The sequence below is a fragment of the Variovorax sp. M-6 genome (assembly GCF_052114385.1).
Classification (GTDB): domain Bacteria; phylum Pseudomonadota; class Gammaproteobacteria; order Burkholderiales; family Burkholderiaceae_C; genus Variovorax.
In genome coordinates this window covers 165047-191277 of record NZ_JBFREQ010000006.1, presented here as the reverse complement: position 1 = coordinate 191277, position 26231 = coordinate 165047, and the positions used below count along the sequence as shown (strand labels likewise).

The 26231-nt window shown below is 67.4% G+C and carries 23 protein-coding genes; 3 read left to right on the top strand and 20 right to left on the bottom strand.

All coding sequences use genetic code 11. The features are described 5' to 3' along the window. Positions 1–69 precede the first annotated feature (69 nt). Complete coding sequence (locus AB4Z46_RS09560) at positions 70–990, bottom strand: LysR family transcriptional regulator (protein WP_442283246.1); 921 nt, start codon at positions 988–990, stop codon at positions 70–72. 79 nt (positions 991–1069) lie between these two features. Between AB4Z46_RS09560 and AB4Z46_RS09555 the strand changes: the two genes are divergently transcribed. After that, entirely contained in the window at positions 1070–2248 is a 1179-nt protein-coding gene (locus AB4Z46_RS09555) for an MFS transporter (protein WP_442283245.1), read from the top strand. A 41-nt stretch (positions 2249–2289) separates the two neighbouring features. Then, positions 2290–3330: an aldo/keto reductase gene (locus tag AB4Z46_RS09550; RefSeq protein WP_442283244.1), complete on the top strand. Its 1041-nt coding sequence runs from the start codon at positions 2290–2292 to the stop codon at positions 3328–3330. Positions 3331–3343: 13 nt separating this feature from the next. Here AB4Z46_RS09550 and AB4Z46_RS09545 read toward each other — a convergent pair whose 3' ends face one another. Then, the gene (locus AB4Z46_RS09545) at positions 3344–3703 is read right to left on the bottom strand and encodes a DUF1428 domain-containing protein (protein ID WP_442283243.1); all 360 of its coding nucleotides are present in this window, start codon (positions 3701–3703) and stop codon (positions 3344–3346) included. Between the two features lie 138 nt (positions 3704–3841). Here AB4Z46_RS09545 and AB4Z46_RS09540 point away from each other — a divergent pair, with 138 nt between their 5' ends. Continuing rightward, positions 3842–5665: an SLC13 family permease gene (locus tag AB4Z46_RS09540; protein WP_442283242.1), complete on the top strand. Its 1824-nt coding sequence runs from the start codon at positions 3842–3844 to the stop codon at positions 5663–5665. Positions 5666–5681: 16 nt separating this feature from the next. Here AB4Z46_RS09540 and AB4Z46_RS09535 read toward each other — a convergent pair whose 3' ends face one another. From AB4Z46_RS09535 to AB4Z46_RS09450, 18 genes are all read right to left on the bottom strand, one after another. Continuing rightward, positions 5682–6587 carry an SDR family oxidoreductase gene (locus AB4Z46_RS09535; RefSeq protein WP_442283241.1) on the bottom strand — a complete coding sequence of 302 codons (906 nt, stop codon included), beginning with the start codon at positions 6585–6587 and terminating at the stop codon, positions 5682–5684. Between the two features lie 100 nt (positions 6588–6687). Continuing rightward, on the bottom strand, positions 6688–7626 hold the full coding sequence (locus AB4Z46_RS09530) for a glutathione S-transferase family protein (protein ID WP_442283240.1): 939 nt from the start codon (positions 7624–7626) through the stop codon (positions 6688–6690). Positions 7627–7648: 22 nt separating this feature from the next. Then, a complete protein-coding gene (locus tag AB4Z46_RS09525) occupies positions 7649–9289 on the bottom strand; it encodes an isovaleryl-CoA dehydrogenase (RefSeq protein WP_442283239.1) in 1641 nt (546 codons plus the stop codon). A 19-nt stretch (positions 9290–9308) separates the two neighbouring features. After that, positions 9309–10325: an NADP-dependent oxidoreductase gene (locus AB4Z46_RS09520; RefSeq protein WP_442283238.1), complete on the bottom strand. Its 1017-nt coding sequence runs from the start codon at positions 10323–10325 to the stop codon at positions 9309–9311. Between the two features lie 24 nt (positions 10326–10349). After that, positions 10350–10811, bottom strand: a complete 462-nt coding sequence (locus AB4Z46_RS09515) for a PaaI family thioesterase (protein ID WP_442283237.1) — start codon at positions 10809–10811, stop codon at positions 10350–10352. Between the two features lie 119 nt (positions 10812–10930). Continuing rightward, a complete protein-coding gene (locus tag AB4Z46_RS09510) occupies positions 10931–11725 on the bottom strand; it encodes an SDR family oxidoreductase (RefSeq protein WP_442283236.1) in 795 nt (264 codons plus the stop codon). Between the two features lie 16 nt (positions 11726–11741). Beyond that, positions 11742–12026, bottom strand: a complete 285-nt coding sequence (locus AB4Z46_RS09505) for a Dabb family protein (protein WP_442283235.1) — start codon at positions 12024–12026, stop codon at positions 11742–11744. Further along, positions 12023–12244 carry a hypothetical protein gene (locus tag AB4Z46_RS09500; protein ID WP_442283234.1) on the bottom strand — a complete coding sequence of 74 codons (222 nt, stop codon included), beginning with the start codon at positions 12242–12244 and terminating at the stop codon, positions 12023–12025. The genes AB4Z46_RS09505 and AB4Z46_RS09500 overlap by 4 nt, the downstream gene beginning before the upstream one ends. Next, on the bottom strand, positions 12244–14076 hold the full coding sequence (locus tag AB4Z46_RS09495) for an acyl-CoA dehydrogenase (RefSeq protein WP_442283233.1): 1833 nt from the start codon (positions 14074–14076) through the stop codon (positions 12244–12246). Before AB4Z46_RS09495 ends, AB4Z46_RS09500 begins: the two co-directional genes overlap by 1 nt. A 229-nt stretch (positions 14077–14305) precedes the next feature. After that, complete coding sequence (locus tag AB4Z46_RS09490; protein ID WP_286527622.1) at positions 14306–15481, bottom strand: acetyl-CoA C-acyltransferase; 1176 nt, start codon at positions 15479–15481, stop codon at positions 14306–14308. Between the two features lie 31 nt (positions 15482–15512). After that, positions 15513–16982: a M20 family peptidase gene (locus AB4Z46_RS09485; RefSeq protein WP_442283232.1), complete on the bottom strand. Its 1470-nt coding sequence runs from the start codon at positions 16980–16982 to the stop codon at positions 15513–15515. Between the two features lie 20 nt (positions 16983–17002). Next, entirely contained in the window at positions 17003–19108 is a 2106-nt protein-coding gene (locus AB4Z46_RS09480) for a 3-hydroxyacyl-CoA dehydrogenase NAD-binding domain-containing protein (protein ID WP_442283231.1), read from the bottom strand. 180 nt (positions 19109–19288) lie between these two features. Beyond that, positions 19289–19984: an ABC transporter ATP-binding protein gene (locus AB4Z46_RS09475; RefSeq protein ID WP_442283230.1), complete on the bottom strand. Its 696-nt coding sequence runs from the start codon at positions 19982–19984 to the stop codon at positions 19289–19291. A gap of 1 nt (position 19985) precedes the next feature. Further along, positions 19986–20756: an ABC transporter ATP-binding protein gene (locus AB4Z46_RS09470; protein ID WP_442283229.1), complete on the bottom strand. Its 771-nt coding sequence runs from the start codon at positions 20754–20756 to the stop codon at positions 19986–19988. An 82-nt stretch (positions 20757–20838) separates the two neighbouring features. Further along, the gene (locus AB4Z46_RS09465) at positions 20839–22152 is read right to left on the bottom strand and encodes a branched-chain amino acid ABC transporter permease (RefSeq protein ID WP_442283228.1); all 1314 of its coding nucleotides are present in this window, start codon (positions 22150–22152) and stop codon (positions 20839–20841) included. Position 22153: 1 nt separating this feature from the next. Beyond that, positions 22154–23107, bottom strand: a complete 954-nt coding sequence (locus tag AB4Z46_RS09460) for a branched-chain amino acid ABC transporter permease (protein ID WP_442283227.1) — start codon at positions 23105–23107, stop codon at positions 22154–22156. A 72-nt stretch (positions 23108–23179) separates the two neighbouring features. Continuing rightward, a complete protein-coding gene (locus AB4Z46_RS09455; RefSeq protein ID WP_442283226.1) occupies positions 23180–24418 on the bottom strand; it encodes a branched-chain amino acid ABC transporter substrate-binding protein in 1239 nt (412 codons plus the stop codon). A gap of 167 nt (positions 24419–24585) precedes the next feature. Then, the gene (locus tag AB4Z46_RS09450) at positions 24586–26229 is read right to left on the bottom strand and encodes a 3-(methylthio)propionyl-CoA ligase (RefSeq protein ID WP_442283225.1); all 1644 of its coding nucleotides are present in this window, start codon (positions 26227–26229) and stop codon (positions 24586–24588) included. Between the last annotated feature and the right edge of the window lie 2 nt (positions 26230–26231).

Below are 26231 nucleotides of genomic sequence, written 5' to 3'. Positions count from 1 at the left end.
AACCGGGCGCAGGCCGCGGCACGCGGCCTCGCACCGGGAAGCTTCCCGTCCCGACACAGGCCGCTTCCTTCAAGGCTGGGGCCGTCCGTCCTCCCCGACATGGGCCACCAGGAAGTCGAGAAGCGCGCGCACCCGCGCCGGCAACCGGCCGGGCCTGCCGAGATAGAGCGCATGGATCGGCGCGATGTCGCGCGGATTGAACGCCTCCAGCACCGGCACCAGCCGGCCGGCGTCGATGTCGGCCTGCACGTGATAGAGCGACAGCCGTCCCAGCCCGACGCCAGCCAGCACCAGGGCCCGCAGGGCCTCGCCGTCGCCGGCGCGCACGTTGCCGCTGATGGGCATGTCGATCACGCGGCCGTCGACCGACAGCGGCCAGTCCGGGACACTGCGCCGGTAGGTGAAGCCGAGGCGGTTGTGCGCTTCGAGTTCCTGCGGGGTGCGCGGTGTGCCGTGGCGCGCGAGATAGCCGGGTGACGCAAGGATGGCCTGTCCGGTGGCGCCGAGCCGGCGCGCGATGAGGTCGGAAGGCGGCAGTTCGCCCCAGCGGATCGCGACGTCGGCGCGCTCTTCCATGAGGTCGACCACCCGATCGGTGAGCACGATGTTGAGCGTGATCTGGGGATGCAGTTCGAGGAAGCGCGGCACCAGCGGGATCAGCACATGCTGGCCGAAAGGGACGCTGGCATTGATGCTCACGCGCCCGCTCGGTGCCGCCCCGGCGGCGGCGCAGCGCTCGGCCTCGTCCATGTCGGCCAGCACGCGCACGCTGCGCTCGTAGAACTGCCGCCCTTCGGCAGTGAGCTGCAGCTTGCGGGTGGAACGGTGCACGAGCTGGGTCGCGAGCCGCGACTCCAGCCGCCCGATCAGCTTGCTGACCGCCGAGGGCGTCATGCCCAGCGCCCGGGCGCCGGCCGAGAAGCTGCCGCGCTCGACCACCTGGACGAAGGCTTCCATTTCGCCGGAGCGGTTGATCTCGGAACGCGGCATATGTGAATTCAGTTCACAGGAACGTGTCTGGAAGGCATTCTATTCATATGGGCGCGCAGCCGGCACAGTCGTGGACATCATGCCCATCGCCCTTCTCGCCCTCACCGCCGGTGCCTTCGGCATCGGCACCACCGAGTTCGTCATCATGGGCCTGCTGCTGCAGGTCTCGGCGGACCTTCAGGTCTCCATCGCGGCCGCCGGCCTGTTGATCTCGGGCTATGCGCTCGGGGTCGCGGTCGGCGCGCCGCTGCTCACCATCGCCACCCGCCGCGTACCGCGCAAGACCGTGCTGCTGGCGCTGATGGCGATCTTCACGCTCGGCAACGTTGCCTGCGCGCTGGCCGCCAACTACGAGATGTTGATGGCTGCGCGGGTCGTCACCTCGCTCGCGCACGGCACCTTCTTCGGCGTCGGCTCGGTGGTCGCCACCGGCCTGGTGCCGCCCGAGCGCCGCGCCTCGGCGATCGCGATGATGTTCACCGGCCTCACGGCCGCGACGCTGCTCGGGGTGCCCGCCGGCGCCTGGCTCGGGTTGCACTTCGGCTGGCGCGCGACCTTCTGGGCCGTGGCGCTGATCGGCGTGGCCGCGTACGCGGTGCTGGCGCTGTTCGTGCCGCGCGGCCGGGCCGACGCCGCACCGTCCTCGCTGCGCGAGGAGCTCGCCGTGCTCGGCCGGCCGCAGGTCCTGCTCGGGCTGGCGATGACGGTGCTGGGCTTTGCGGGCCTGTTCGCCGTGTTCACCTACGTCCAGCCGCTGCTCACCCGCCTCACCGGCCTGTCCGAGGCGGCGGTGTCGCCGATCCTGCTGCTGTTCGGCGGCGGCCTGGCGCTGGGCAACCTGCTGGGCGGCAAGCTGGCCGACCGCGCGCCGATGCCCTCGGTGCTGGGCACGCTGATGGCGCTCGCCGCGGTGCTCGGCGCGATGCAGTGGCTGATCCACACGCCCTGGAGCGCGGTCCTGTTCGTGCTGCTGCTGGGGGTCGCGTCGTTCGCCACTGTCGCGCCGCTGCAGTTGCGAGTGCTCGACAAGGCCGCGGGCGCGGGACAGAACCTCGCATCCAGTCTCAACATCGCGGCCTTCAATCTTGGCAATGCACTGGGCGCCTGGGTCGGCGGCATGGTCATCGAACGCGGCCCGGGCCTGCAGGCGCTCGGCTGGGTGGCCGCGCTGCTGACGCTGGCCGGGCTCGCGCTCGCGCTCTGGAGCCGTGCGCTCGATCGACGCCTCCCGGCCGCCGCCGCAACCGCCTGCGCGTGAACCGCCCCTCTTCCATCCACCTCGACCCCAAAGGATCTCCCATGGAACAACGCTATCTCGGCAACTCCGGCTTCAAGGTGCCGGCCCTCGGCTTCGGCGCCGGCACCTTCGGCGGCGAGGGTCCGGTCTTCAGCGCCTGGGGCAACACCGATGTTGCGGCCGCGCGCCGCATCGTCGACATCTGCCTCGACGCCGGCGTCAATCTGTTCGACAGCGCCGACGTCTATTCGAGCGGCGCCTCCGAATCCATCCTCGGCGCGGCGGTCGAGGGCCGGCGCGACAAGGTCATCCTGTCGACCAAGCTGTCGCTGCGCGCGGGCGATGGGCCCAACGACGTCGGCTCGTCGCGCCATCACCTGGTCCGGGGCGTCGATGCGGCGCTGAGGCGCCTGGGCACCGACTACATCGACCTGCTGCAACTGCACGCCTTCGATGCCATGACACCGGTGGAACAGGTGGCGCGCACGCTCGACGACCTGGTTCGGGCGGGCAAGGTACGCTGGATCGGCGCCTCCAACTTCTCGGGCTGGCAACTGATGAAGTCGCTGGCTGCGTCCGACCGGCTGGGCCTGTCGCGCTACGTGGCGAACCAGACCTACTACTCGCTGGTCGGCCGCGACTACGAGTGGGAGCTGATGCCGCTCGGGCTCGACCAGGGCATCGGCGCCATCGTCTGGAGCCCGCTGGGCTGGGGTCGGCTGACCGGCAAGATCCGGCGTGGCCAGCCGCTGCCGGCCAGCAGCCGCCTTCACGACACGGCCGGCTCCGCGCCGCCCGTGGAGGACGAGCGGCTCTACCGCGTGGTCGATGCGATGGACCAGGTCGCCGAGGAGACCGGGAAGTCGCTGCCGCAGATCGCGCTCAACTGGCTGCTGCAGCGGCCCACCGTGTCGTCGGTGCTGATCGGCGCGCGCGACGAGGCGCAACTGAAGCAGAACCTCGGCGCGCTCGGCTGGAGGCTCACGCCCGAGCAGATCGCCCGGCTCGACGCCGCCAGCGCGGTGACGCCGCCCTACCCCTACTACCCCTACTGGAACGGGCAGTTCGCGGAACGCAGTCCGGTGGCGGTCCAGGCACGCTGACCCGGCGACGGACTCAGAGCGCGACCAGGGGATTGAATCCGCCCCAGAACATCCGCTTGCCGTCGATGACCGACTTCGACGGGTCCATCATGTCGGCCAGGCGAGGATCGCTCATCGCCTTGGCGTTGACCTCGTCGCGATGGTCGCGCGATTCGAAGACGATCCAGGAGAACACCACCGTCTCGTCGTCCTTCAACTGCACGGCCTGCGGGAACGAGGTGTGCTCGCCGGCCTTGACGTCGTCGGCGATCCATTCGCGGTACTCGAGGGCGCCATGCTCGCGCCAGACCGCACCCGCGCGGGCCGCCAGTTGGCGGTACGCCTCGATCTTGTCCTTCGGAACGGGAACAACGTATCCATCGACATAGGCCATGCCAGTCTCCTTGGTGTGATCGAACATACACAGAACCGAGCGGTTCAGTATATGCAATCCTGCCGCCCGGCCCAAGTCCCGATGCGGCGCACGGGCAATCCCGCAGAATCCAGCCTGTTCTTCCTGCGGACTCTTCCCATGTCGTCTGAGCTGATCCAGGTCCTCGTGCTGCTGGGCGTCGCAATCGCCATGTTCGTCTCGGGCAGGCCGCGGCTCGATGCGGTGGCATTGATCATGATCGTGCTGCTGCCCGTCACCGGCGTCATCGACGTGAACGAGGCGCTGGCCGGCTTCTCCGACCCGAACATCGTGCTGGTCGCCGCGCTGTTCGTGCTGGGCGAGGGGCTGGTGCGCACCGGTGTCGCCCAGAGCGTCGGCGACTGGCTGGTGGCGCGCGGCGGCAGCAGCGAAACCCGGCTGCTCGTGCTGCTGATGCTGGCCGTCGGGCTGATGGGCTCGTTCATGAGTTCCACCGCGGTGGTCGCCATCTTCATTCCGATCGTGATGCGCATCGCGCAGCAGACCGGCATCGCGGCCAGCCAGCTGCTGATGCCCGTGAGCGTGGCGGGCCTGATCAGCGGGATGATGACCCTGGTGGCGACCACGCCGAACCTGATCGTCAACGGCGAGCTCATGCGCCATGGCGCCGAAGGCTTCGGCTTCTTCGCCTTCACGCCGATCGGCGTCCCGGTGCTGGTCCTCGGCATCGCCTACATGCTGGTGGCGCGCCGCCGGCTGCCCAGCGAGAGCACCACGGCGGGCGGTGGACGGCCCAGCCTGAACGACTGGGTGGAGCAGTACAAGCTGCACGACCGCGCCTTCCGGCTCAGCGTGGAGCCGCGTTCGCCGCTGGTGGGCCGAAGCCTGGAAGGGCTGGGGCTGACCGACGCGTCCGATGCCCGCGTGATCGCCCTGGAGCGCCAGCACACGCTCCGGCGAGAGGTGCTGCGCGCCTCTGCCGACACCGAGGTCCGCGCCGGCGACATCCTGCTGCTCGACGTCGAGTCCAGGGACTTCGACGTCCCGCGCCTGTGCGAGCGGTACGCGCTGCACATGCTGCCGATCTCCGGCGCCTACTTCACGGACCAATCGCGCGACGTCGGCATGGCCGAGGCGATCATCCCGGTCGATTCCACACTGGTCGGCACCACCGGCGACGAATCGCGCCTGCTGGCCCAGAACGGCCTCACGATCGTGGGCCTGCGCCGCGGCCGGGTCACCCACGAGCATGGCCTCGAGAATGCACGGCTCAAGGTCGGCGACACGCTGCTGCTGGTGGGGCCGTGGCAGGCCATCCGGGCCCTGCAGTCCGACGGCCACGATCTGGTGGGCCTGAGCCTGCCGCAGGAAGGCCGGACGCTGATCCCCGTGCCGCGGCGCGCGCCGCACGCGGTGTTCTGCCTGCTGCTCGTGATCGGGTTGATGCTGTCGGGCGTCATCCCCAACGTCCAGGCCGCCATCGTCGGCTGCCTGCTGATGGGATTGTTCCGCTGCATCGACCTGGACACGGCCTATCGCGCGATCCACTGGCGCAGCCTGATCCTGATCGTGGGCATGCTGCCCTTCTCGCTGGCGCTGCAGCGTACCGGCGGCATCGACCTCGCCGCGGACGGCCTGCTGGCGCTGGTGGGCGACTTCGGCATCCGACCGGTGCTGGCCAGTCTTTTCATCCTGACCGCCGGGATCGGCCTGGTGGTCTCGAACACGGCCACCGCGGTGCTGATGGCGCCCGTGGCGCTGGCGCTGGCCAAGCACCTCGGCGCGTCTCCCTACCCGTTCGCGATGATGGTGGCACTGGCCGCGTCGGCCGGCTTCCTCACGCCGATCTCATCGCCCGTGAACACGCTGGTCAGCACGGCCGGCAACTACAGCTTCGGCGATTTCGTCAAGGTCGGGTTGCCGCTCGCGATCATGGTGGGCGTCGTGAGCGTGCTGCTGGTGCCGTTGCTGCTCCCACCTTGAAGACGGCACGCCCCGTTCAACTGGCGCGCAGCTGGGCGCGCAGGTTGGCGCCGATCTCGGGGCGCTCGAGGAAAGGGTCGGCCGGGTTGGTGATCGACACGATGTGTTCCATCCGGCTCTTCACGTTGCCCAGCGCCTTGGGGTGGCTGAAGATGTAGAACTGGTTGGCGGTGATCGCGTCGAACACCATCTGCGCGACTTCGGCGGCGCTGACCTTGCCGCTGCTCACCGCCTTGTTGCTCATCGCCTGGCCGATCAGCTGGCTCTTGGTGAGTTCGCCGCCCGCCAGCGCGCCGGGTCGGTTGCGTTCGCTCTGATGAATGCCGGTGGGCACGAAGTACGGGCACAGCAGGCTGGCGCCGACCTGGTCGGTCACCAGCTTCAGGTCCTGGTAGAGGGTCTCGGTGAGGCTCACGACGGCCGCCTTGGCCGCGTTGTAGATGCCCATGTTGGGGGGCGTCAGCAGGCCCGCCATGCTGGCGGTGTTGACGATGTGGCCGCGGTACGCCGGGTCCTTGGCGGCGGCCTCGAGCATCATCGGTGTGAACAGTCGCACGCCGTGCACCACGCCCATCAGGTCGACGCCGAGCACCCATTCCCAGTCGGCGACGCTGTTTTCCCACACCAGGCCGCCGGCGCCGACGCCGGCGTTGTTGAAGACGAAGTGCGGCGCGCCGAAGCGCTGCTGCACCGCGCGGGCGAGTTCATCCATCTGCGCCGCGTTGGCGACGTCGACCTTGCGTGCCAGCACCTGCGCACCGGCGGCCTCCATCTCGGCCTGCGCCTTGTCCAGCGCATCCTGCTGTACGTCGACCAGCACGAGGTTCATGCCGCGCGCCGCGCCGATGCGTGCGCATTCGAGGCCGAAGCCGGAACCGGCGCCGGTGAGTACGGCCGTCGTGCCCTTGAAGTCCTGGATCATTTGCGCGTGTCCTTTCGTCGCTTGTGTTTGGCGGTGAGGCGCTATTGAAATACGGAACGTCCGCGAGCGCAGTCGCCAAGGTGCCCCGCGGGGGCCATGTTCAGCTGTCGACGGCCTTCAGCACGAAGCCGATGCGCGGGAAGTGCACATGCACGGTGCCCGCCCGCGGGTCGCTGCGGCGCAGCGTGTAGTGCGTGCGGCTGGCGGCGATCAGTTCGCCCTCGGTGGTCTCGAGGCCGAAGCTCTCGGCGGCGATCGTGACGCGCGAGCCCAGGGCGATCCCGTGCTCGTCCTGGAAGGTGCTGTCCGACAGCAGCGTGTGCGGCGTCGAGGCCGCAGCCACTTCGATGGCACGCTGCGCATCGAGTGCTTCCATCGTGCCGTGGCCGATGCCCGCCATCCGGTCCATCCAGTCCCCTACCGCCGGCGTCAGCTGCAGGATGCCGGCCATCGAGGGCGTACGCTTGCGCGTGAACCACAGCGGGTGGTAGCAGGCGAAGTCGGCCACCGTCGGGAAGGCACCGAGCAGGTAGTCGGTGTCGTCGAGCATGTCCGACAGGCGCCGCAGGTAGGACTTGTACGCGGCGGCGGCATCGGCCGGGCGCAACCGCACCATGCTTGCGCTCATCGCGCGGCGGTCGTCGGTGAAGGCCTTGGCCAGCTCCGGCGGCGCCTTGCCGAAGATGTCGGCGGCGCCCTTGGGGCTGAAGTTGTAGGCCATCGCGGCCCAGAACAGCGTGCTGTCGGCCCACTGGGCGACCAGGCGCGACAGCCCCTTGCCCGGCTCCGGGTAGATCGACGGCAGCGGGGCCAGGTGCTCGAGCACGTCGCAGATCAGCGCCGTGTCGCAATAGATGTCGGCACCGATCTGCAGCACGGGCGTGCGGCGGTAGCCGCCGGTGAGCGCCACCAGTTCGGGCTTGGGCGCGATCTGCGGAATGATCACCGACTTCCAGGCCAGCTTCTTGTAGCCGAGGATCAGCCGCAGCTTCTCCGAGAAGGGGGAGGTCGCGTAGTGGTGGAGGATCAGGTCTGCCATGGGGTCCTTCGGGAGCGTGTTGTCACTGGGGCTGGGCGCGGGAAATGATCGCATCGAGATCGACGCCGGCGCCGAGCGTGCCGAAAGCATGGCCCCAGTCGCCGCCCAGCCGCGAGGCGCAGAAGCCGCCGACGACGGCCGGCGGCGCGGTCTGCACCAGCAGCGCCGCCTGTACCGCGAGCGCCACGTCCTGTGCCAGCCGCCGCGCCTCGGTTTCGGTCGCCATCGCCTCGATGCGCGCGGGCAGCGCGTCGGCCAGGCGGTCGAGCGCGGCATCGTTGCCGCGTGCCGGCGCCAGCTCCCGGGCCAGCGCCGCGACCGCGTCGCCCTTGCGCAGGCCGCGCAGCAGGTCGAGCGCCATGATGTTGCCGGCGCCTTCCCAGATCGAGTTGAGCGGCATCTCGCGGTACACCCGCGCCATCACGCCCTCGCCGCCCTCCTCGACGTAGCCGTTGCCGCCCAGGCACTCCATCGCTTCCTGCGCGAAATGGCTGCCACGCTTGCAGATCCAGAACTTGGCCACCGGCGTCAGCAGCCGGGCCATCAGGCGTTCGTGTTCGTCGTCGGGGCGATCGAAGGCACGCGCCAGGCGGATGGCCAGCGCGGTCGCGGCTTCGCTTTCCAGGGCCAGATCGGCCAGCACGTTCTTCATGAGCGGCTGTGCGATCAGCGGCTTGCCGAACGCCTGTCGCTGCGCCGTGTGGTTCAGCGCCAGGCTCAGCGCCTGCCGCATCAGGCCGCTGGTGCCGAGCGCGCAGTCGAGCCGGGTCATGGTGCCCATCTCGAGGATCTGCGGAACGCCGCGTCCTTCCTCGCCGACCAGCCAGGCGCTGGCGCCGTGGAACTCGACCTCGGAACTGGCGTTGGCCTTGTTGCCGAGCTTGTCCTTCAGGCGCTGGATGCGGATCGCGTTGCGGCTGCCGTCGGCCAGCACGCGCGGCAGGAAGAAGCACGAGAGCCCGGCGGGTGCCTGCGCGAGGATCAGGAAGGCATCGCACATCGGCGCCGAGAAGAACCACTTGTGGCCCGTGATCTCGTAGCGCTCGCCCCAGCCGTCGCTTCCCGCACGGACTGCGCGCGAGGTGTTGGCGCGGACATCGGAGCCACCCTGCTTCTCGGTCATCCCCATGCCCATGGTCACGCCGGGCTTGTCGCGCCAGGGCCTGAGCACCGGGTCGTACCAGCGGCTCGCGAGCTTCGGGGCCCAGTCGGCGTACACGGCCGCATTGCCGCGCAGCGCCGGCGTCACCGCATAGCTCATCGAGATCGGGCACAGCATGGAAGGCTCGAGCTCGGTGAACAGCATGAAGCCGGCCGCGCGCTGCACATGGGGCGACTGCGATTCGCCGGCCCAGGGCGTGCCGTGCAGGCCGGCGCCGACGGCCGCCGCCATCAGCGCGTGATAGCTCGGGTGGAACTCCACCTCGTCGATGCGGCGGCCGAAGCGGTCGTGGGTGTGCAGTACGGGCGGGTTCGTGTTGGCGAGCCGCGCATGGGTCTGCATCTCGACCGTGCCGATCTCGGCGCCCAGGTGTTCGAGCGGCGCCAGTTGCAACTGCGGCGCGTTGTGCTTGAGCGCATCGCGCAGCGGCCGGTTGGTTTCGAACAGGTTGTAGCCGGCGAGCGGCGCCGGCTGGTTGAAGACCTCGTGCGTGGTGTCCATGCCAGCCTCCCTGGAGGGATCAGATGAGCTTGACCAGTTGCTTGCCGAAGTTCTTGCCCTTCAGCAGGCCGAGAAAGGCCTCGGGAGCCGCTTCGATGCCCTGGGCGATCGACTCGCGCGGCTTGAGCTTGCCACTGGCGACCAGCGCGCCGAGCTCGGCCAGCGCCTCGGGCCAGACCTCCATGTGCTCGCTGACGATGAAGCCCTCGAGCTTGAGGCGGTTCACCAGGAACAGCGCCGGGTTGGCGAGCGGCAGCGGCTGGCCGTCGTAGCCCGCGATCATGCCGCACAGCGCGATGCGCGCGAAGGCGTTGGTGCGCAGCAGCACCGCGTCGAAGATGTAGCCGCCGACGTTCTCGAAGTAGCCGTCGATGCCCTTCGGACAGGCTTCCTTCAATGCCGTGGCCATGCTCTTGACGTCGGGGTGCTGGCGGTAGTCGATGCAGGCATCGAAGCCCAGTTCCTCGACCACGTACTTGCACTTGTCCGGGCCACCCGCGATGCCCACCACCCGGCAGCCGCGTGCCTTGGCCAGCGCGCCGAAAGCACTGCCGACCGCGCCGCTGGCCGCAGTGATCACCACCGTCTCGCCGGCCTTCGGAGCGATGATCTTGACCAGGCCGTACCAGGCGGTGACGCCGGGCATGCCGACCGCGCCGAGGTAGTGCGACAGCGGCACGTGCGTGGTGTCGACCTTCTTCAAGGCGCCGGGCTGCGAGGCATCGACCACGCTGTATTCCTGCCAGCCGCCGAAGCCGACCACCTTGTCGCCCACGGCATACTTGGGATGCTTGCTCTCGACCACCTCGCCGACCGTGCCGCCCTGCATCACCTGGCCCAGGGGCTGGGGCTGCGCGTAGCTCTTGGCGTCGTTCATGCGGCCGCGCATGTAGGGGTCGAGGCTCATGTAGTGATGGCGCACCAGCACCTGGTTGTCCTTCAGTGCCGGCGTCTCGGTGGTCACGAGCTTGAAGTTGCTGGCGACGGCTTCGCCCTCGGGACGGTTGTCGAGGATCTGTTGTCTGTTGGTGGGCATGGAAATCTCCGGAAGGAATGCAGGTCAGTCGGTGGACGGCGGGCGCATCGCGTTGGCACTCGCGGGTCCGGTGGGCAGCCGGCGCTTCACGAACTTGAAGGTGCCGGTGGCGTGGGCGCAGACGCGCTCCTGCGCGTCATAGATCTTCGCTTCGGTGAACGCCAGCGTGGCGGTGCGATGCAGCAGCTTGCCGCGCGCGCGCAGCGGGCCGACCGAAGGTTGCATGAAGCTGGTCTTCATCTCGATCGTCACGACGCCGATCTCGGGCGTCTGGCTGCGCGAAGCGGCGGCCATGGCGACGTCGAGCAGCGTCATGCAGGCACCGCCGTGCGTCACGTCGAAGGTGTTCAGGTGTTCTGGTTTCGCGGTGTAGAGGATCTCGGACTCGCCGCCCTCGAACTTCACGAGTTCGAAGCCCAGGTGCTTCGCGAACGGGATCTGCTCCGCGTACGAGTGGAGATTGAAGTCGTTGCTCAAGGAGTCCATCTCTTTATTTGTCCCAGGCACCGAGCGAGGCCAGGGATACCGCGGAACCGGCTTCGCCGGGCCGCTGGTATCGCCCCCTCGAGGGGGCAGCGCCGCAGGCGCTTCGGGGGTGTTTCATGTTACCCGCCAATCACCACGCTCACCCCGCCGTCGATCGCCAGCCACTGGCCGGTGATGTGCTTGCCGGCGTCGCTCGCGTACAGCAGCGTGATGCCCTTCAGGTCCTCGTCGTCGCCGAGCCGGCCCAGCGGCGCGTGCGAGGCCATCTTCTCCTCGCCGATCGAGTGGATAAGGCCGGCCGCCATCTTGGTCATGAAGAAGCCCGGGCAGATCGCGTTGACGTTGATGTTGTACTTGCCCCATTCGGCCGCGAGCGTGTGGGTGAAGCCGATCACTGCGCTCTTCGAGGTGTTGTAGGCCAGGGTCTGCATCTCGGGCGGGTTGCCGTTCAGGCCCGCGATCGACGCGATGTTGATGATCCGGCCGGCCTTCTTCGGGATCATGTAGGCGCGAGCGACCTGCTGCGCCAGGATGAAGTAGCCACGCACGTTGAGGTTCATCACCTTGTCCCAGGCCGCGACCGGATGGTCCTCGGCCGGGGCGCCCCAGCTGGCGCCGGCGTTGTTGACCAGGATGTCGACGGCGCCCATGCGCTCGAGCGTCTCGTCGGCCAGGCGGCGGGTGTCCTCTTCCTTCGAGCAGTCGGCCGCGATCCAGCGCGTGTCGATGCCGGCCGCCTGCAGCTCGGCGGCGGCCTGCTCGAGGTCCTCGGCCTTGCGCGAGCTCAGCATGATTCTGGCGCCGGCCTCGCCGAGCGCATGGGCCATCTGCAGCCCGAGGCCGCGCGAGCCGCCGGTGATCAGCGCGGTCTTGCCGCTGAGGTCGAAAAGTTGATGGATGCTTCGTGCGGTCATGGGGTCTCCGGGAATATCAGGGTGTTGCGTAGTCGAGCACGCTGCGCGCTTCGCGCAGGCTGCCGAGGAAGCCCGACACCTCGACATGCGTCGGGTGCTCCAGGTAGGCCTTGAGCGCCGCCTCGTCGTCGAAGGCCGAGCACAGCACCACGTCGCAGTTCGCTTCGAGGCCGGGCGTGCGGACCGCCACCTCGAACTGCCGCATGCCGGGCACCAGGCCCTGGCAGGTGTCGAGCCTGGCCTTGAAGGCAGCGGCGTCGTTGGGGTTCTTGAGCTTCCACATCACGATGTGCTTGATCATGGCGAGTCCTTGCTGTCCTTGAGTCGGGAACGAACGTAGATGAGCACCACGCCGGCCGCCACCAGCGCCGCGCCCGGCACGGCCATGGCCCAGCCGAGCGCCTCTTCGGTGCGGCCGGTCGCGATGCCGAGGATCACGGCAAAGAGGCCGCCGTAGATCAGGATCCAGATCCACTTCTCGAGCGTCGCATGGGGCTTCGGCGGTTTCGACGCGGTCATCAGAACGCCTCCTCGGGCAGCGCGGCGCAGGTCGGGTCGCGGCTCTCGACGACATTGAGCCAGGCGCCGATCTTCGGCAGTTCGTAGTGGAAGAAGAAGTCGGTCGCGCCGATGCGGCCGACCGTGGCCGGCGACGCCCTGGCGGCATCGCGCTCCAGCGCGCGCAGGGCGACGTCGAGCCAGATCCAGGCCAGCACCACATGGCCGAAGGCCTGCATGTAGGGCACGGCATTGGCCAGCGCCTCCCGCGGATCGCCGGTGGCCCAGGCCTTCTTGGTCGCCGAGCCGATGCGTTGCAGCGCTTCGCCGAGCGCCTCGGCATGGGCCGCCAGCGCCGGCACCAGGGCGGCGCGCCCGATCGTGACGGCAATGCGCCCGGCCAGCAACTGAAGGCCGCGGCCCTCCTCCATCAGCACCTTGCGCCCGAGCAGGTCGGCCGCCTGGATGCCGTGCGTGCCCTCGTGGATCATGTTGAGGCGGTTGTCGCGCCAGTATTGCTCCACCGGGAAGTCGCGCGTGTAGCCGTAGCCGCCGTGGATCTGGATCGCGAGCGAGTTGGCTTCCAGGCACCACTCGCTGGGCCAGCTCTTGGCGATCGGCGTCAGCACCTCGAGCAGCAGCCGGGCGTCGTCGGCGGCCTGCGCGTCGCCGGTCTTCTGCTCGTCGACCAGCCGCGCGCAATAGAGCTCCAGCGCCAGCGCGCCTTCGCAGTACGCCTTCTGGGCGAGCAGCATGCGGCGCACGTCGGCGTGTTCGATGATCCGCACCTGCGGCTTGGCAGCGTCCTTGCCCGCCGGACCCGCTGGCCGGCCCTGCGGCCGGTTCCTGGCGTAGTCGAGCGAGGCGTGATAGCCCGCCATGCCCAGCATCGTGGCCGCGGTGCCGACGCCGATGCGGGCTTCGTTCATCATGTGGAACATGCAGAACAATCCCTTGCCGGGCTGGCCGACCAGGTAGCCCACGGCGCCGGGCTTGCCGCCGACCGGGAACTTGCCCTCGCCGAAATTCAGCAGCGTGTTGGTCGTGCCGCGCCAGCCCAGCTTGTGGTTGAGGCCGGCCAGCGCGACGTCGTTGCGCTCGCCGGTCAATTGCCCGTCGGTATCGACCATCCTCTTCGGCACGATGAACAGCGAGATGCCGCGCGTGCCCGGGATCAGCTTGCCGTTCTCGTCCGGGATCTTGGCCAGCACGATGTGCACGATGTTCTCGGTCAGCTCGTGGTCGCCGGCCGAGATCCACATCTTGTTGCCGGTGAGCCGGTAGCGCGGGCCCAGCGGGTCGTCCTGGAAATCCGCGCCGTCGGGCACGGCACGGGTCGCGACGTCGCTGAGGCTGGAGCCGGCCTGCGGTTCCGACAGGCACATGGTGCCCGACCAGCGTCCCGCGAATTCGTTCTTGGCGAACACTTCCTTTTGCATCTCGGTGCCGTGCACCATGAGCAGGTTGGCGTTGCCGCTGGTGAGCATGTTGGCGCCGATGCTCACCGAGGCCATGGCGAAGAAGCTGTTGGCGGCCGCCGACAGGGTGTAGGGCAGCTGCATGCCGCCGATGTCGTAGTCCTGCGCGGCGCTCAGCATGCCGGACTCGACGAAAGCCTTGTGCGCGTCGTGCGTGGCCTGCGGCAGGATCACCCGCTCGCCGTCGAAATGCGGCTCCTGGGTATCGACGATGCGGTTGTTCGGCGCGTACTTCTCGCGCGCGATGCGCTCGCAAGTGTCGAGCACGGCATCGAAGGTCTCGCGCGAGTGGTCGGCGAAACGCTCGCGCTCGGCGAGCGACTCGGCGTGGAGCCAGTCGTAGAGGAGAAAGTCGAGGGTGGGACGAAGGCTCATGGAGAGAATCGCTGGGCTAGGGGTTGGATTTCGATTCTGCCGCAGCATCCGGTGCCGATGGCAGATGTGCAATGGTGCCCCGGGCGAGCGCGCGGAGCTGCTCCTCGCCGTCCTTGACCGTGAAGACCTCGCAGGTACAGACCGCCTGCGCGCAGCCGACATGCACCACCCGGGCGCCGGCGATCAGATCGCTCGCCGATCGCCGGGCGGCGCATTCGGGGCTCCCGCGTCAGAGGACTTCGAACACGCCGGCAGCGCCCATGCCGCCGCCGATGCACATCGTCACGACCACCTTCTTGGCGCCGCGGCGCTTGCCTTCGATCAAGGCATGGCCCGTGAGGCGCTGGCCGCTCACGCCGTAGGGATGGCCGACCGCGATCGCGCCGCCGTCGACGTTGAGCCGGTCGGCCGGGATGCCGAGCTTGTCGCGGCAGTAGATCACCTGCACCGCAAAGGCTTCGTTGAGTTCCCAGAGGTCGATGTCGCTGACCTTCAGGCCCAGGCGATTCAGCACCTTCGGGATCGCGAACACCGGGCCGATGCCCATCTCGTCGGGCTCGCAGCCCGCGACCGCGAAGCCGAGAAAGCGGCCCAGGGGCTTCAGGCCCTTCTGCTCGGCGTACTTCTCGTCGACCAGCACGCAGGCGCCGCCGCCGTCCGAAAACTGGCTGGCATTGCCGGCGGAGATCAGGCCGCCGGGGATCGCCGGACGGATGCCGCTGATGCCTTCCTTGGTGGTGCCGGCGCGGATGCCTTCGTCGTTCTCGATCGTGACTTCCTTGGTGCGCAGGCCCAGTACCGCGTCGGCGACGCCTGCCAGCACGGTGATCGGCGCGATCTCGTCCTTGAAGCGGCCCGCTTCCAGCGCGGCCGTGGCCTTCTGCTGGCTGGCGGCGCCGTACTCGTCCATCGCGTCGCGGCCGATGTTGTAGCGCTTGGCGACCTGCTCCGCGGTCTGCAGCATGTTCCAGTAGATCTCGGGCTTGTGCTTCACCAGCCAGGGGTCGGCCAGCATGTGCTTGTTGGCCTCGTTCTGCACGCAGGAGATGCTCTCGACGCCGCCGGCCACGTAGACCTCGCCCTCGCCCGCGATGATGCGCTGGGCGGCGGTGGCGATGGTCTGCAGGCCCGACGAGCAGAAGCGGTTGATGGTCATGCCCGAGGTCGTGATCGGCAGGCCGGCGCGCAGCGCGATCTGGCGCGCGATGTTCGAGCCGGTGGCGCCTTCGGGCGTGGCGCAGCCCATGATCACGTCGTCGACCGAGGCCGGATCGATGCCGGCGCGCTGCACGGCATGCTGCACCGCATGGCCGCCGAGCGTGGCGCCATGCGTCATGTTGAAGGCACCCTTCCAGCTCTTGGCGAGCGGCGTGCGGGCGGTGGAGACGATGACGGCGCGGGTCATGGTGAGGTCCTTTGAGAAAGAGGTATGGCGGTTACTGGGGCTGTGCCGTATTGCGCAGCAGCTGCTGATAGAACTGGATCATCTCGCCGTAGTTGGAGATCGACAGGCGCTCGTTGGTGCCATGGAAGCGCGGCAGGTCTTCGCCCTTCACGCGGAACGGCGAGAAGCGATAGACCGCATCGCTCACCAGGCTGAAGTGGCGCGAATCGGTGGCGGCCGTCATGAGGCCCGGTGCGACGACCGCATCCGGGAAGGTCTCGCGCACCGCCTGCTCGATCGACCGATAGCCGGTGCTGTCGGTCGGCGACACCGGCGACGGCTCGGAATTGCCCGGATAGCGCTTGACCTGGATTCCGTCGTCGGCCAGCGCGCTCTTCAGGTGCTTCTCGACGCTGTCGATGCTGTCGCCCGGCAGGATGCGGAAGTTGACCGCCGCCTCGGCCCGGCCCGGCAGCACGTTGTCCTTGTTGCCGGCGCGCACGATCGTCAGCGCGGTGGTGGTGCGCAGCATCGCATTGCTGCTCGGGCTTTTCTCGAGCTGGCCCTGCACCAGCGGCGCGGTGAGCCACAGGTTGGACAGCATCACGCGGTTGAGTCCGCTCATCTCGGGCGCCAGCGTGCCGAACATCTGCGCCGCCACGCCCTGGATGCCACCCGGCATCGGATGGGCCTCGAGGCGCGCCAGCGCCGCGCTCATGCGGCCGATCGCACTGTGCTGCGGCGGCATCGAGGAGTGGCCGGGGGCGGTGTCGAGCGAGAGGAAGAAGGTGCCGTAGCCCTTCTCGGCCAGGCCGATCAGCGCGGCGGGCTTGGTGAGGCCCGGCAGCACGCCGTCGAGCACCAGCAGGCCTTCGTCGAGCACCCAGTCGAGGCGCACGCCGCGCGACTTGAGCAGTTCGGCGATCGGCAGCGCGCCGCGCAGGCCGCTGACCTCCTCGTCGTCGCCCATCACGAGATAGACCGTCTGCCGGGGCTTGAAGCCGTTCGCGATCAGAAGCTCGATGGCTTCCATCTGCGCGAAAAGATTGCTCTTGTTGTCGAGCGTGCCGCGGCCCCAGACGAAGCCGTCCTGGATCGCGCCGCTGAAGGGGTCGACCGACCAGGCCTTCTCGGTGCCCGGTGCGATCGGCACCATGTCCTGGTGCGCCATCAGCGCGATCGGCTTGGCCGCCGGGTCGGAGCCCGCCCAGGTGTAGAGCAGCGCCTTCTGGCCCACCACCTCTTTTTTGAGGGTGGCGTGGACCTTCGGGAACTGCTCGGCCAGGTAGGCGTGGAGCTTGTCGAACTCGGCGTCGTTGCCGCTCGGATTGTCGAGGCTGGACACCGTCCGGAACGGGATCGCGCCGGCCAGCCGTCTGGCTGCGGCCTGCACGTCGACCGCCAGCTTGGGCGCTGGCGCCACGGCGAGCTGCCGCGACGGCGTGCGCCAGGTATTGACCGCTACGGCCGCCGCCAGTGCCACGAGCACCAGAAGCAGCGCCAGGAAGACGCGTTTCACCATGGGGCGGTCTCGTTCCCTCTTCAGCTGAAGCTCTTGCCTTCGGCCACCAGCTTGCGGATCAGCGGCGCCGGCTGCCAGAAGCTCGCGTCATCGCGCGGATTCTTCGCGAAGCGCTTCATGGCCTCGGCCACGTTGTAGAGGCCGACCTGCGACGCGTAGTGCATCGGGCCGCCGCGCCAGATCGGGAATCCGTAGCCCGTGAGGTAGACCATGTCGATGTCGCCCGACTTGGAGGCAATGCCGTCCTCGAGGATGTGGGCGCCTTCGTTGACCAGTGCATACACCAGGCGCTGCACGATTTCCTCGTCGGAGATCTTGCGCGGCGTGATGTCCAGTTCCCTGCGGTGGTCCTCGATCATCTTGTTGACCAGCTCCGACGGAATCGCATCGCGCTTGCCGGCCTGGTAGTCGTACCACCCTGCCCCGGTCTTCTGGCCGAAGCGGCCCAGTTCGCAAAGCTTGTCGGCCGTGCGGCTGTACTTCATGTCGGCGACTTCGGTCGCGCGGCGCTTGCGGATCGCCCAGCCGATGTCGTTGCCGGCCAGGTCGCCCATGCGGAACGGGCCCATCGCGAAGCCGAACTTCTCGATCGCCTTGTCCACTTGCTGCGGCGTCGCGCCCTCGTCGAGCAGGAAGCCCGCCTGGCGCGAGTACTGCTCGATCATGCGGTTGCCGATGAAGCCGTCGCAGACGCCCGAGACCACCGCGGTCTTCTTGATCTTCTTGCCGATGGCCATCACGGTGGCGAGCACGTCCTTGGCGGTCTGCTTGCCGCGCACCACCTCGAGCAGCTTCATCACGTTGGCCGGGCTGAAGAAGTGCATGCCGACCACGTCCTGCGGACGCTTCGTGAAGGCGGCGATCTTGTCGACGTCGAGCGTCGAGGTGTTCGAGGCCAGGATGGCGCCGGGCTTGGCGACGCGGTCGAGTTCCTTGAACACCGCCTCCTTGACGCCCAGTTCCTCGAACACGGCTTCGATGATCAGGTCGGCGTCCTTCAGGTCGTCGTAGCTCAGCGTGGTGCTAAGGAGCGCCATGCGCTGCTCGTACTTGTCCTGCTTGAGCTTGCCTTTCTTGACCTGCGCCTCGTAGTTCTTCTTGATGGTGGCGATGCCGCGGTCGAGCGCTTCCTGCTTCATCTCGAGGATCTTGACCGGGATGCCCGCGTTCAGGAAGTTCATCGAGATGCCGCCGCCCATGGTGCCGGCGCCGATCACGCCGACCGCCTTGATGGCGCGCTGGGGCGTGTCGTCGGCGACGTCGGGAATGCGCGAAGCCGCGCGCTCGGCCATGAACAGGTGGCGCAGCGCCGCCGATTCGGGCGTGAACATCAGCGCGGTGAAGAGACGGCGCTCCTCGGCCATGCCGTCGTCGAACTTCATCCTGGTGGCGGCCTGGACGGCATCGACGCACTTGAGCGGCGCCGGGTAGTTCTTCGACATGCCGCCGACCATGTTCTTGGCGAACTGGAAATAGGCGTCGCCCTGCGGATGCTTGCACGGCAGGTTGCGCACCAGCGGCAACGCATCGCCGGTCTTGCCGGCCACCGACTTGGCGAACTCCACCGCTTCGTCGAACACCGACTCGGGCGATGCCGCGAGCTTGTCGAACAGCTTCTGGCCCGGCAGCGAGGCGAGCATCTCGCTCTTCACGGCCTCGCCGCTGACGATCATGTTGAGCGCGGTCTCGACGCCGAGGACGCGCGGCAGGCGCTGCGTGCCGCCGGCGCCGGGCAGGAGGCCCAGCTTGACTTCGGGCAGCGCAACGCTGGTGCCGGGCGCGGCCACGCGGTAGTGACAGCCCAGGGCCAGTTCGAGGCCGCCGCCCATGCACACCGAGTGGATCGCCGCGACGATCGGTTTGGTCGACGCCTCGAGCGCGAGGATGACGCTCAGCAGGTTGGGCTCCTGCAGCGCCTTGGGCGTGCCGAACTCCTTGATATCGGCGCCGCCGGAGAAGGCCTTGCCCGCACCCGTGATGACGATCGACTTGACGGCCGGGTCGTCGATGGCCTTGGAGAGCCCGTCGGTGATGCCGATGCGCGTCGAGAAACCGAGGCCATTGACCGGGGGATTGGTCAGGGTGATCACGGCGACGTCGCCGAGCACTTTGTATTCAGCCGTCATGCTGCGTTCCTTTGGGATGGGAGAGGATCGAAAAAAACGGTTCGAGGGCACGGCGCGGATCAGGCGCCGGGAGCCTCGCACATAAAAAGCACGAGTGTTCTTTTTTTATCGAATTCTAGGCGTTTCGAGCGGCTGGGCAACCGGGCCAAGTCGCTGCCGGGACAAGGCGGCCAGAGGCGATTAAACCTCCAGCCACTCTTTCCGGGTAGAGGCGTCCGCCCGCAGGCTGTCGGGCGTGCCGTCGAACACGATGCTGCCGTGCCCCATCACCAGCGCGCGGTCGGAAATCTGCATGGCGATCGTCAGCTTCTGCTCGATCAGCAGCACCGAGATGCCCTTGTCCTTGAGGGTGCGCAGGTACTGGCCGACCAACTCCACGATCTTCGGCGCCAGCCCTTCGGTCGGCTCGTCGATGATGATCAGGTCGGGATCGCCCATCAGCGTGCGGCACAGCGTCAGCATCTGCTGCTCGCCGCCCGAGAGCACGCCGGCCTCGGTGTGCTGGCGCTCCTTGAGCCGCGGGAACATGCCATACATGTCGTCGAACTGCCAGCGGCTGCCCTTTCCGTTGCCCTTCTGCCCCAGCAGCAGGTTCTGGTGCACCGTCAGCTTGGGGAAGATGTCGCGGTTCTCGGGCACGTAGCCGATGCCCATATGGGCGACCTCGTAGGCCTTGCGGCGCAGGATGTCCTTCTCTTTCCAGCGCAGCGTGCCTTCGGCATGCACCAGCCCCATGATGGCCTTGGCCGTGGTCGAACGGCCGGAGCCGTTGCGCCCCAGCAGCGCGACGATCTCGCCGGGACCGACGTCGAACGAAACACCATGCAACACATGGCTCTTGCCGTAATAGGCGTGGATGTCTTGGAGTTTGAGCATTTCAGTGTCCCCCGCCCTGCGCATCGGCCACCGACGACCCCAGATAGGCTTCCTGCACGCGCGCATTGGCGCGCACCGCCGCCGGCGTGTCGAAGGCGATCACCTCGCCGTAGACCACCACCGCGATCTTGTCGGCCAGGCCGAACACCACGCCCATGTCGTGCTCCACGGTGAGCAGCGTCTTGCCGACCGTGACCTGCTTGATCAGCGCGATGAAGTGCGAGGTCTCGGTCTTGCTCATCCCGGCCGTCGGCTCGTCGAGCAGGATCACGCCCGCGCCGCCGGCGATGGTGACGCCGATCTCCAGCGCACGCTGCTCGGCATAGGTCAGGTTCACCGCCTGCACGTCGCGCTTGCGGTCCAGCCCCACCTGATGAATCAGTTCCTCGGTGCGCTCGTTGGCGTCGTGGAGATTCGACAGGAAGCGCAGGAAGCTGTAGCGATAGCCCAGGCTCCACAGCACGCCGCAGCGCAGGTTCTCGAAGACGCTGAGCTTCGGGAAGATGTTGGTGATCTGGAAGCTGCGCGACAGGCCCAGCCGGTTGATCTCGAAGGGCTTCTTGCCGTCGATGCGCTGGCCGTTGAGCAGCACCTCGCCGCTGCTGGGCGCGAGCCGCCCGCTGATCAGGTTGAAGAGCGTCGACTTGCCGGCGCCGTTCGGTCCGATGATCGCGATCCGCTCGCCGGCCTGGACCGCGAGATCGACGCCGCGGATGATCTCGGTCTTGCCGAAATTCTTGCGCAAGGCTTTGAGTTCAAGTGCGTGGCTCATAGGGCCCCCACGCTCGGCACTGCCGTGTCCTCGCTGCCCCCCAAGGGGGTGCGAGCTTGCTTGAAGCGGTTCTGCGCTGCGCTCATGCCGTCTCCCTCCGCTTGATCTCGGCCTCGATCTGCTCCTGCGCGGTACCCCACGCCCGCACGAAGCGCCGCCGCACGACTTCCAGCACCGCCAGGCCGACGGCCATGATCAGCGCCGCGCCGAACCAGCTGGCGACGCCCGAGGTGTCGAGCGAGACGCCCATGAACGGGAGGTTCGGCCCAAGGGCCGAGTTGAGCTGGATGTGATAGATCATTTCGATGAGCGCGGCGGCGCCGATCACCACCGGGATGATCGCCACCGCCAGGCCGCCGTAGAGCGGCCAGAACTGCTTGAACTTGCCGAACTTCGCGACCCGCAGGTTCATCATCACCAGGCTGGCGATGCCGCCCGGCGCGAACATCACCATGAAGACGAAGACCAGCCCGAAGTAGAGCTGCCAGGCCTTGGAGAGCTCCGACAGCAGCACCGCGGCGAACACCAGCAGCACCGCGCCGATGATCGGCCCGAAGAAGAAGATCGCCCCGCCCAGGAAGGTGAACAGCAGGTAGCTGCCCGAGCGCAGGGCGTTGAGGCTGTCGGCCGCATTGACGATCTCGAAGTTGATCGCCGCCAGCCCGCCGCCGATGCCGGCGAAGAAGCCGGCGACGATGAAAGCGAAGTAGCGCACCCGCTGCGTGTTGTAGCCGATGAACTCGACCCGCTCCGGGTTGTCGCGCACCGCGTTCAGCATGCGCCCGAGCGGCGTGCCCGTGAAGGCGTACATCAGCGCGGTGCAGACGAAGCAGTACACCGCGATCAGGTAGTAGACCTGGATCTGGGGCCCGAAGCTGATGCCGAAGAAGGGCTTGCCGTAGACGCGGTCGGTCGTGATGCCGCCCTCGCCGCCGAAAAAGCCCGGAAACATCAGCGCCATGGAGGCCACCAGTTCGCCGATGCCGAGCGTGATCATTGCGAAGGTGGTGCCCGACTTCTTGGTCGTCACGAAGCCCAGCACGATCGCGAAGAACATGCCGGCCAGGCCGCCCACCAACGGGATCAGCACCAGCGGGATCGGCCAGCCGCCCTTGCCCGCCAGGTTCATCGCGTGGATCGCGATGAAGGAGCCGAGCCCGACGTAGACCGCATGCCCGAAGCTCAGCATGCCGCCCTGCCCGAGCAGGATGTTGTAGCTCAGGCAGATGATGATGAGATAGCCCATCTGCGAAAGCATCGTGAGCGCCAGGCTGGTCTTGAAGACCATCGGCGCGACGATCAGGACGATCGCGAACAGCGACCAGATGAAGAAGCGCCCGAGGTTCAGGGGCTTGAAGCGGTAGTACTGCGTGGTCATGCTTGGCGTGGCACTCATGTCAATCCTCCCGCGTGCCGAGCAGGCCCTTGGGCCTCAAGATCAGGATGAGAACAAGGAAAAGATAGGGAAGGATCGGCGCCACCTGCGAGATCGTGAGCTTGAGCAGCGGGTAGCCGAAGGTGCCTTCGTTCACCGCGACGCCGAGCGCCTGCAGGCCGCTGGCCATCGACTGGTCCATCGCCACCGCGAAGGTCTGGATGATGCCGATCAGCAGCGACGCCAGGAAGGCGCCCGCGAGCGAGCCCAGCCCGCCGACCACCACCACCACGAAGATGATCGAGCCCACCGAGGCGGCCATCGCCGGCTCGGTCACATAGGTGTTGCCGCCCACCACGCCGGCCAGACCGGCCAGCGCGGCACCGCCGCCGAACACCAGCATGAAGACCCGGGGCACGTTGTGGCCGAGCGCCTCGACCATCTCGGGATGCTTGAGCGCGGCCTGGATCACGAGGCCGATCCGGGTGCGCGTCAGCAGCAGCCACACCGACAGCAGCATCAGCAGCGCCACCAGCATGATGAAGGAGCGCGACTTCGGGAACTGGGTGCCGAACAGCGTGAACAGCGGCCCCTGCAATTGCGTCGGAAGGCCATAGGGCACCGTGGAACGCCCCCAGACGAGCTGGACCAGCTCGAGGATCAGGAACGAAAGGCCGAAGGTCACCAGCAGTTCGGGCACGTGGCCGAACTTGTGGACCCGCCGCAGGCTGTAGCGCTCGAAGCCGGCGCCCAAAGCGCCCACCAGCAGCGGCGCGATGAACAGCGCCGGCCAGAAGCCGATGATGCCGGACAGCGTGTAGGCCACGTAGGCCCCCAGCATGTAGAAACTGGTGTGCGCGAAGTTGAGCACACCCATCATGCTGAAAATCAGCGTAAGGCCAGAGCTCAGCATGAACAACAGCAAGCCGTAGCTCACGCCGTTGAGCAGCGAGATGACGAAAAATTCGACGTTCATCGGTCCTCGGGGTCACGTAGAAAAGAAAAAGGCCCGAGTGTTGAAGTCGGGCCTCGACCAGTCAGAGGGAGATCAGGGGCTGGGCCGCTTCATCTCGCAGGTGGTCGGGGTACTGGCCACATAGGACTCGTAATACTTGACCGGCACGAAGGTGTAGCCGGTCGACTCGGCATCGACCGGGAACTTGCCTCCGGCCTTCTCCCACTTCGACACGTACAGGCCCTGCTGCAGCTGGTGATCGGCCTTGCGCATCTCGACGTCGCCGTTGAAGCTCTTGAAGCGCATGCCTTCCAGCGCCGCCGCCACCTTGAGCGGCTCGGTCGACTTGGCCTTGACGAAGCCGTCGACCAGCATCTGCAGCGAGGTGTAGGCCGCCGAGGTGTAGAGGTCTTCCTTGAACTTCTTGGTGAACTCCTTGCCCAGCCGCTCGATCTCGCCGCCCATGTTGTAGTGGCCGTAGCCGACCATGTAGACCTTGCCGGCCGAGGCCGCGCCCATGGCGGTCGGCGTGCCGCTGACGGTGCCGTAGTAGGTGTAGAACTTGACGTTGTTGAGGCCGGCGTCGTTGGCCGCCTTGATCAGCAGCGCGAGGTCGGAGCCCCAGTTGCCGGTGATCACGGTGTCGGCGCCCGAAGCCTTGATCTTGGCGATGTAGGGCGAGAAATCGCGCACCTGCGCCAGCGGGTGCAGGTCCTCGCCGACGATCTGCACGTCGGGCCGCTTGCGCGCCAGGTTTTCCTTGGCGTACTTGGCCACCTGCACGCCGTGCGAGTAGTTCTGGTTGAGCAGGTAGACCTTCTTGACGTCCGCCTGATCCTTCATGTAGGTGGTCAGCGCTTCCATCTTCATGGAGGTGTCGGCGTCAAGCCGGAAGTGCCAGTAGCTGCACTTGCTGTTGGTCAGGTCGGGATCGACCGCCGCGTAGTTCAGGTAGAGCACTTCCTTGCCCGGGTTGCGGGCGTTGTTCTTCTCGAGCGCGTCGATGATGGCCAGCGCCGGCCCGGAGCCGTTGCCCTGCACCACGTAGCGCGCGCCCTGGTCCATGGCCGAGCGCAGGGCGCTGGTGGTTTCCTGCGGGCTCAGCTTGTTGTCGATGCCGATGATCTCGAACTTGACCCCGGCCGCGTTCTTCTTGTTGAACTCCTCGGTCAGGAACTGGAAGGTCTTGAGCTGGTTGGTGCCGACGGCTGCCATCAGGCCCGACAGCGGATCGAGCCATGCGATCTTGACGGTCTCGCCCTTCTGGGCAAGGGCGCCGGTGGCAGTGGCCGCGAGGACGGCGGCGGTGGCGATTTTCAGAGCGAATTTCAATCTGTGTCTCCTAGGTCAAGCTGTCAAGGGCTGGGCGAGATTACAAGTCTTTGGGGACCCGCCCGTCAGGGAATGCCCGTAAGGAAGACGCTGCCGGGGCGGTTTTTATCACCCATGCGACAGCATCCCTTCGGTTGGTGCTACTCAGCGGTAGGATTTGTCTCGTTTCAAACCCCCGGCAGCTTGTAGTCGCGCAGTTGTTCGCGCAAACGGGTCTTGAGAATCTTGCCGGTGGCGCCGATCGGAATCGCTTCCACGAACACCACGTCGTCCGGGATCTGCCACTTGGCCGTCTTGCCCTGGTAGAAGGCGATCAGCTCGTCGCGCGTGACTTCTGCGCCCGGCTTCTTCACCACGACGACGATCGGCCGCTCGTCCCACTTGGGATGCGCCACGCCGATGCAGGCCGCCATCGCGATCGCCGGATGCGCGACCGCGATGTTCTCGATGTCGATCGAGCTGATCCACTCGCCGCCCGACTTGATCACGTCCTTGCTGCGGTCGGTGATCTGCAGGAAGCCGTCGGCATCGATGGTGGCGACGTCGCCGGTCGGGAACCAGCCGCGGCCCTGCGCATCGGGAACCAGCGGGTCACCGCCCTCGGCCTTGAAGTACTCCTTGACCACCCACGGCCCCTTGACCAGCAGGTCGCCAGGGGCCTTGCCGTCCCAGGGCAGTTCCTCGCCGTTGCCGTCGACGATCTTCATGTCGACCCCGAAGATCGCGCGGCCCTGCTTCATGCGGATCGCGGTCTGCTGCTCGGGCGTTTGCACGAGATGCTTGTTCTTGAGGGTGCACAAGGTGCCCAGCGGCGACATCTCGGTCATGCCCCAGGCATGCAGGACGTCCACGCCATAGAGCTGCTGGAAGGCGTCGATCATGGCCGGCGGGCAGGCCGAGCCGCCGATCACGGTGCGCTTCAGGGTCGAGAACTTCAGGCCGTTGGCCTGCAAGTGCCCCAGCAGCATCTGCCAGACGGTGGGCACGCCGGCGGCAAAAGTGACCTTCTCGGATTCGATCAGCTCGTAGACCGATTTGCCGTCGAGTGCCGGCCCCGGGAACACCAGCTTGGCGCCGACCAGCGCGGCCGAATACGGGATGCCCCAGGCGTTGACGTGGAACATCGGCACCACCGGCAGTACCGAGTCGCGCGCCGAGATGCACATGACGTCCGGCAGGGCCGCGGCATAGGCGTGGAGCAGCGTCGAGCGGTGGCTGTAGAGCGCGGCCTTGGGGTTGCCCGTGGTGCCGCTCGTGTAGCACATGCTGGAGGCCGAGTTCTCGTCGAAGCTCGGCCACGGGTACACGTCGGAGCGTTGTCCCATCCAGGTTTCGTAGCTCACCAGGTTGGGCACGCCGCTGTCCGCCGGCAGCTTGTCGGCATCGCAAAGTGCAATCCATTTTCGGATCGTGGTGCACTTGGCGTGGACCGCCTGCACCAGCGGCAGGAACGAGAGGTCGAAGCACAGGATCTGGTCTTCGGCATGGTTGGCGATCCAGGCGATCTGGTCCGGGTGCAAGCGCGGGTTGATCGTGTGCAGCACGCGCCCGCTGCCGCTCACTCCGTAGTACAGCTCCAGGTGGCGATAGCCGTTCCAGGCCAGCGTCGCAACGCGATCGCTGAACTGAAGCTTCTCGTCGTCCAGCGCATTGGCGACCTGGCGCGAACGCGCCGCAATCCGACCCCATGTCGTGCGATGGACATCGCCCTCGACCCGGCGCGAGACGATTTCGGCGTCTCCGTGGTGGCGCTCGGCGAACTCGATCAGCGACGAGATCAAAAGCGGTTGGTCTTGCATCAAACCCAGCATCT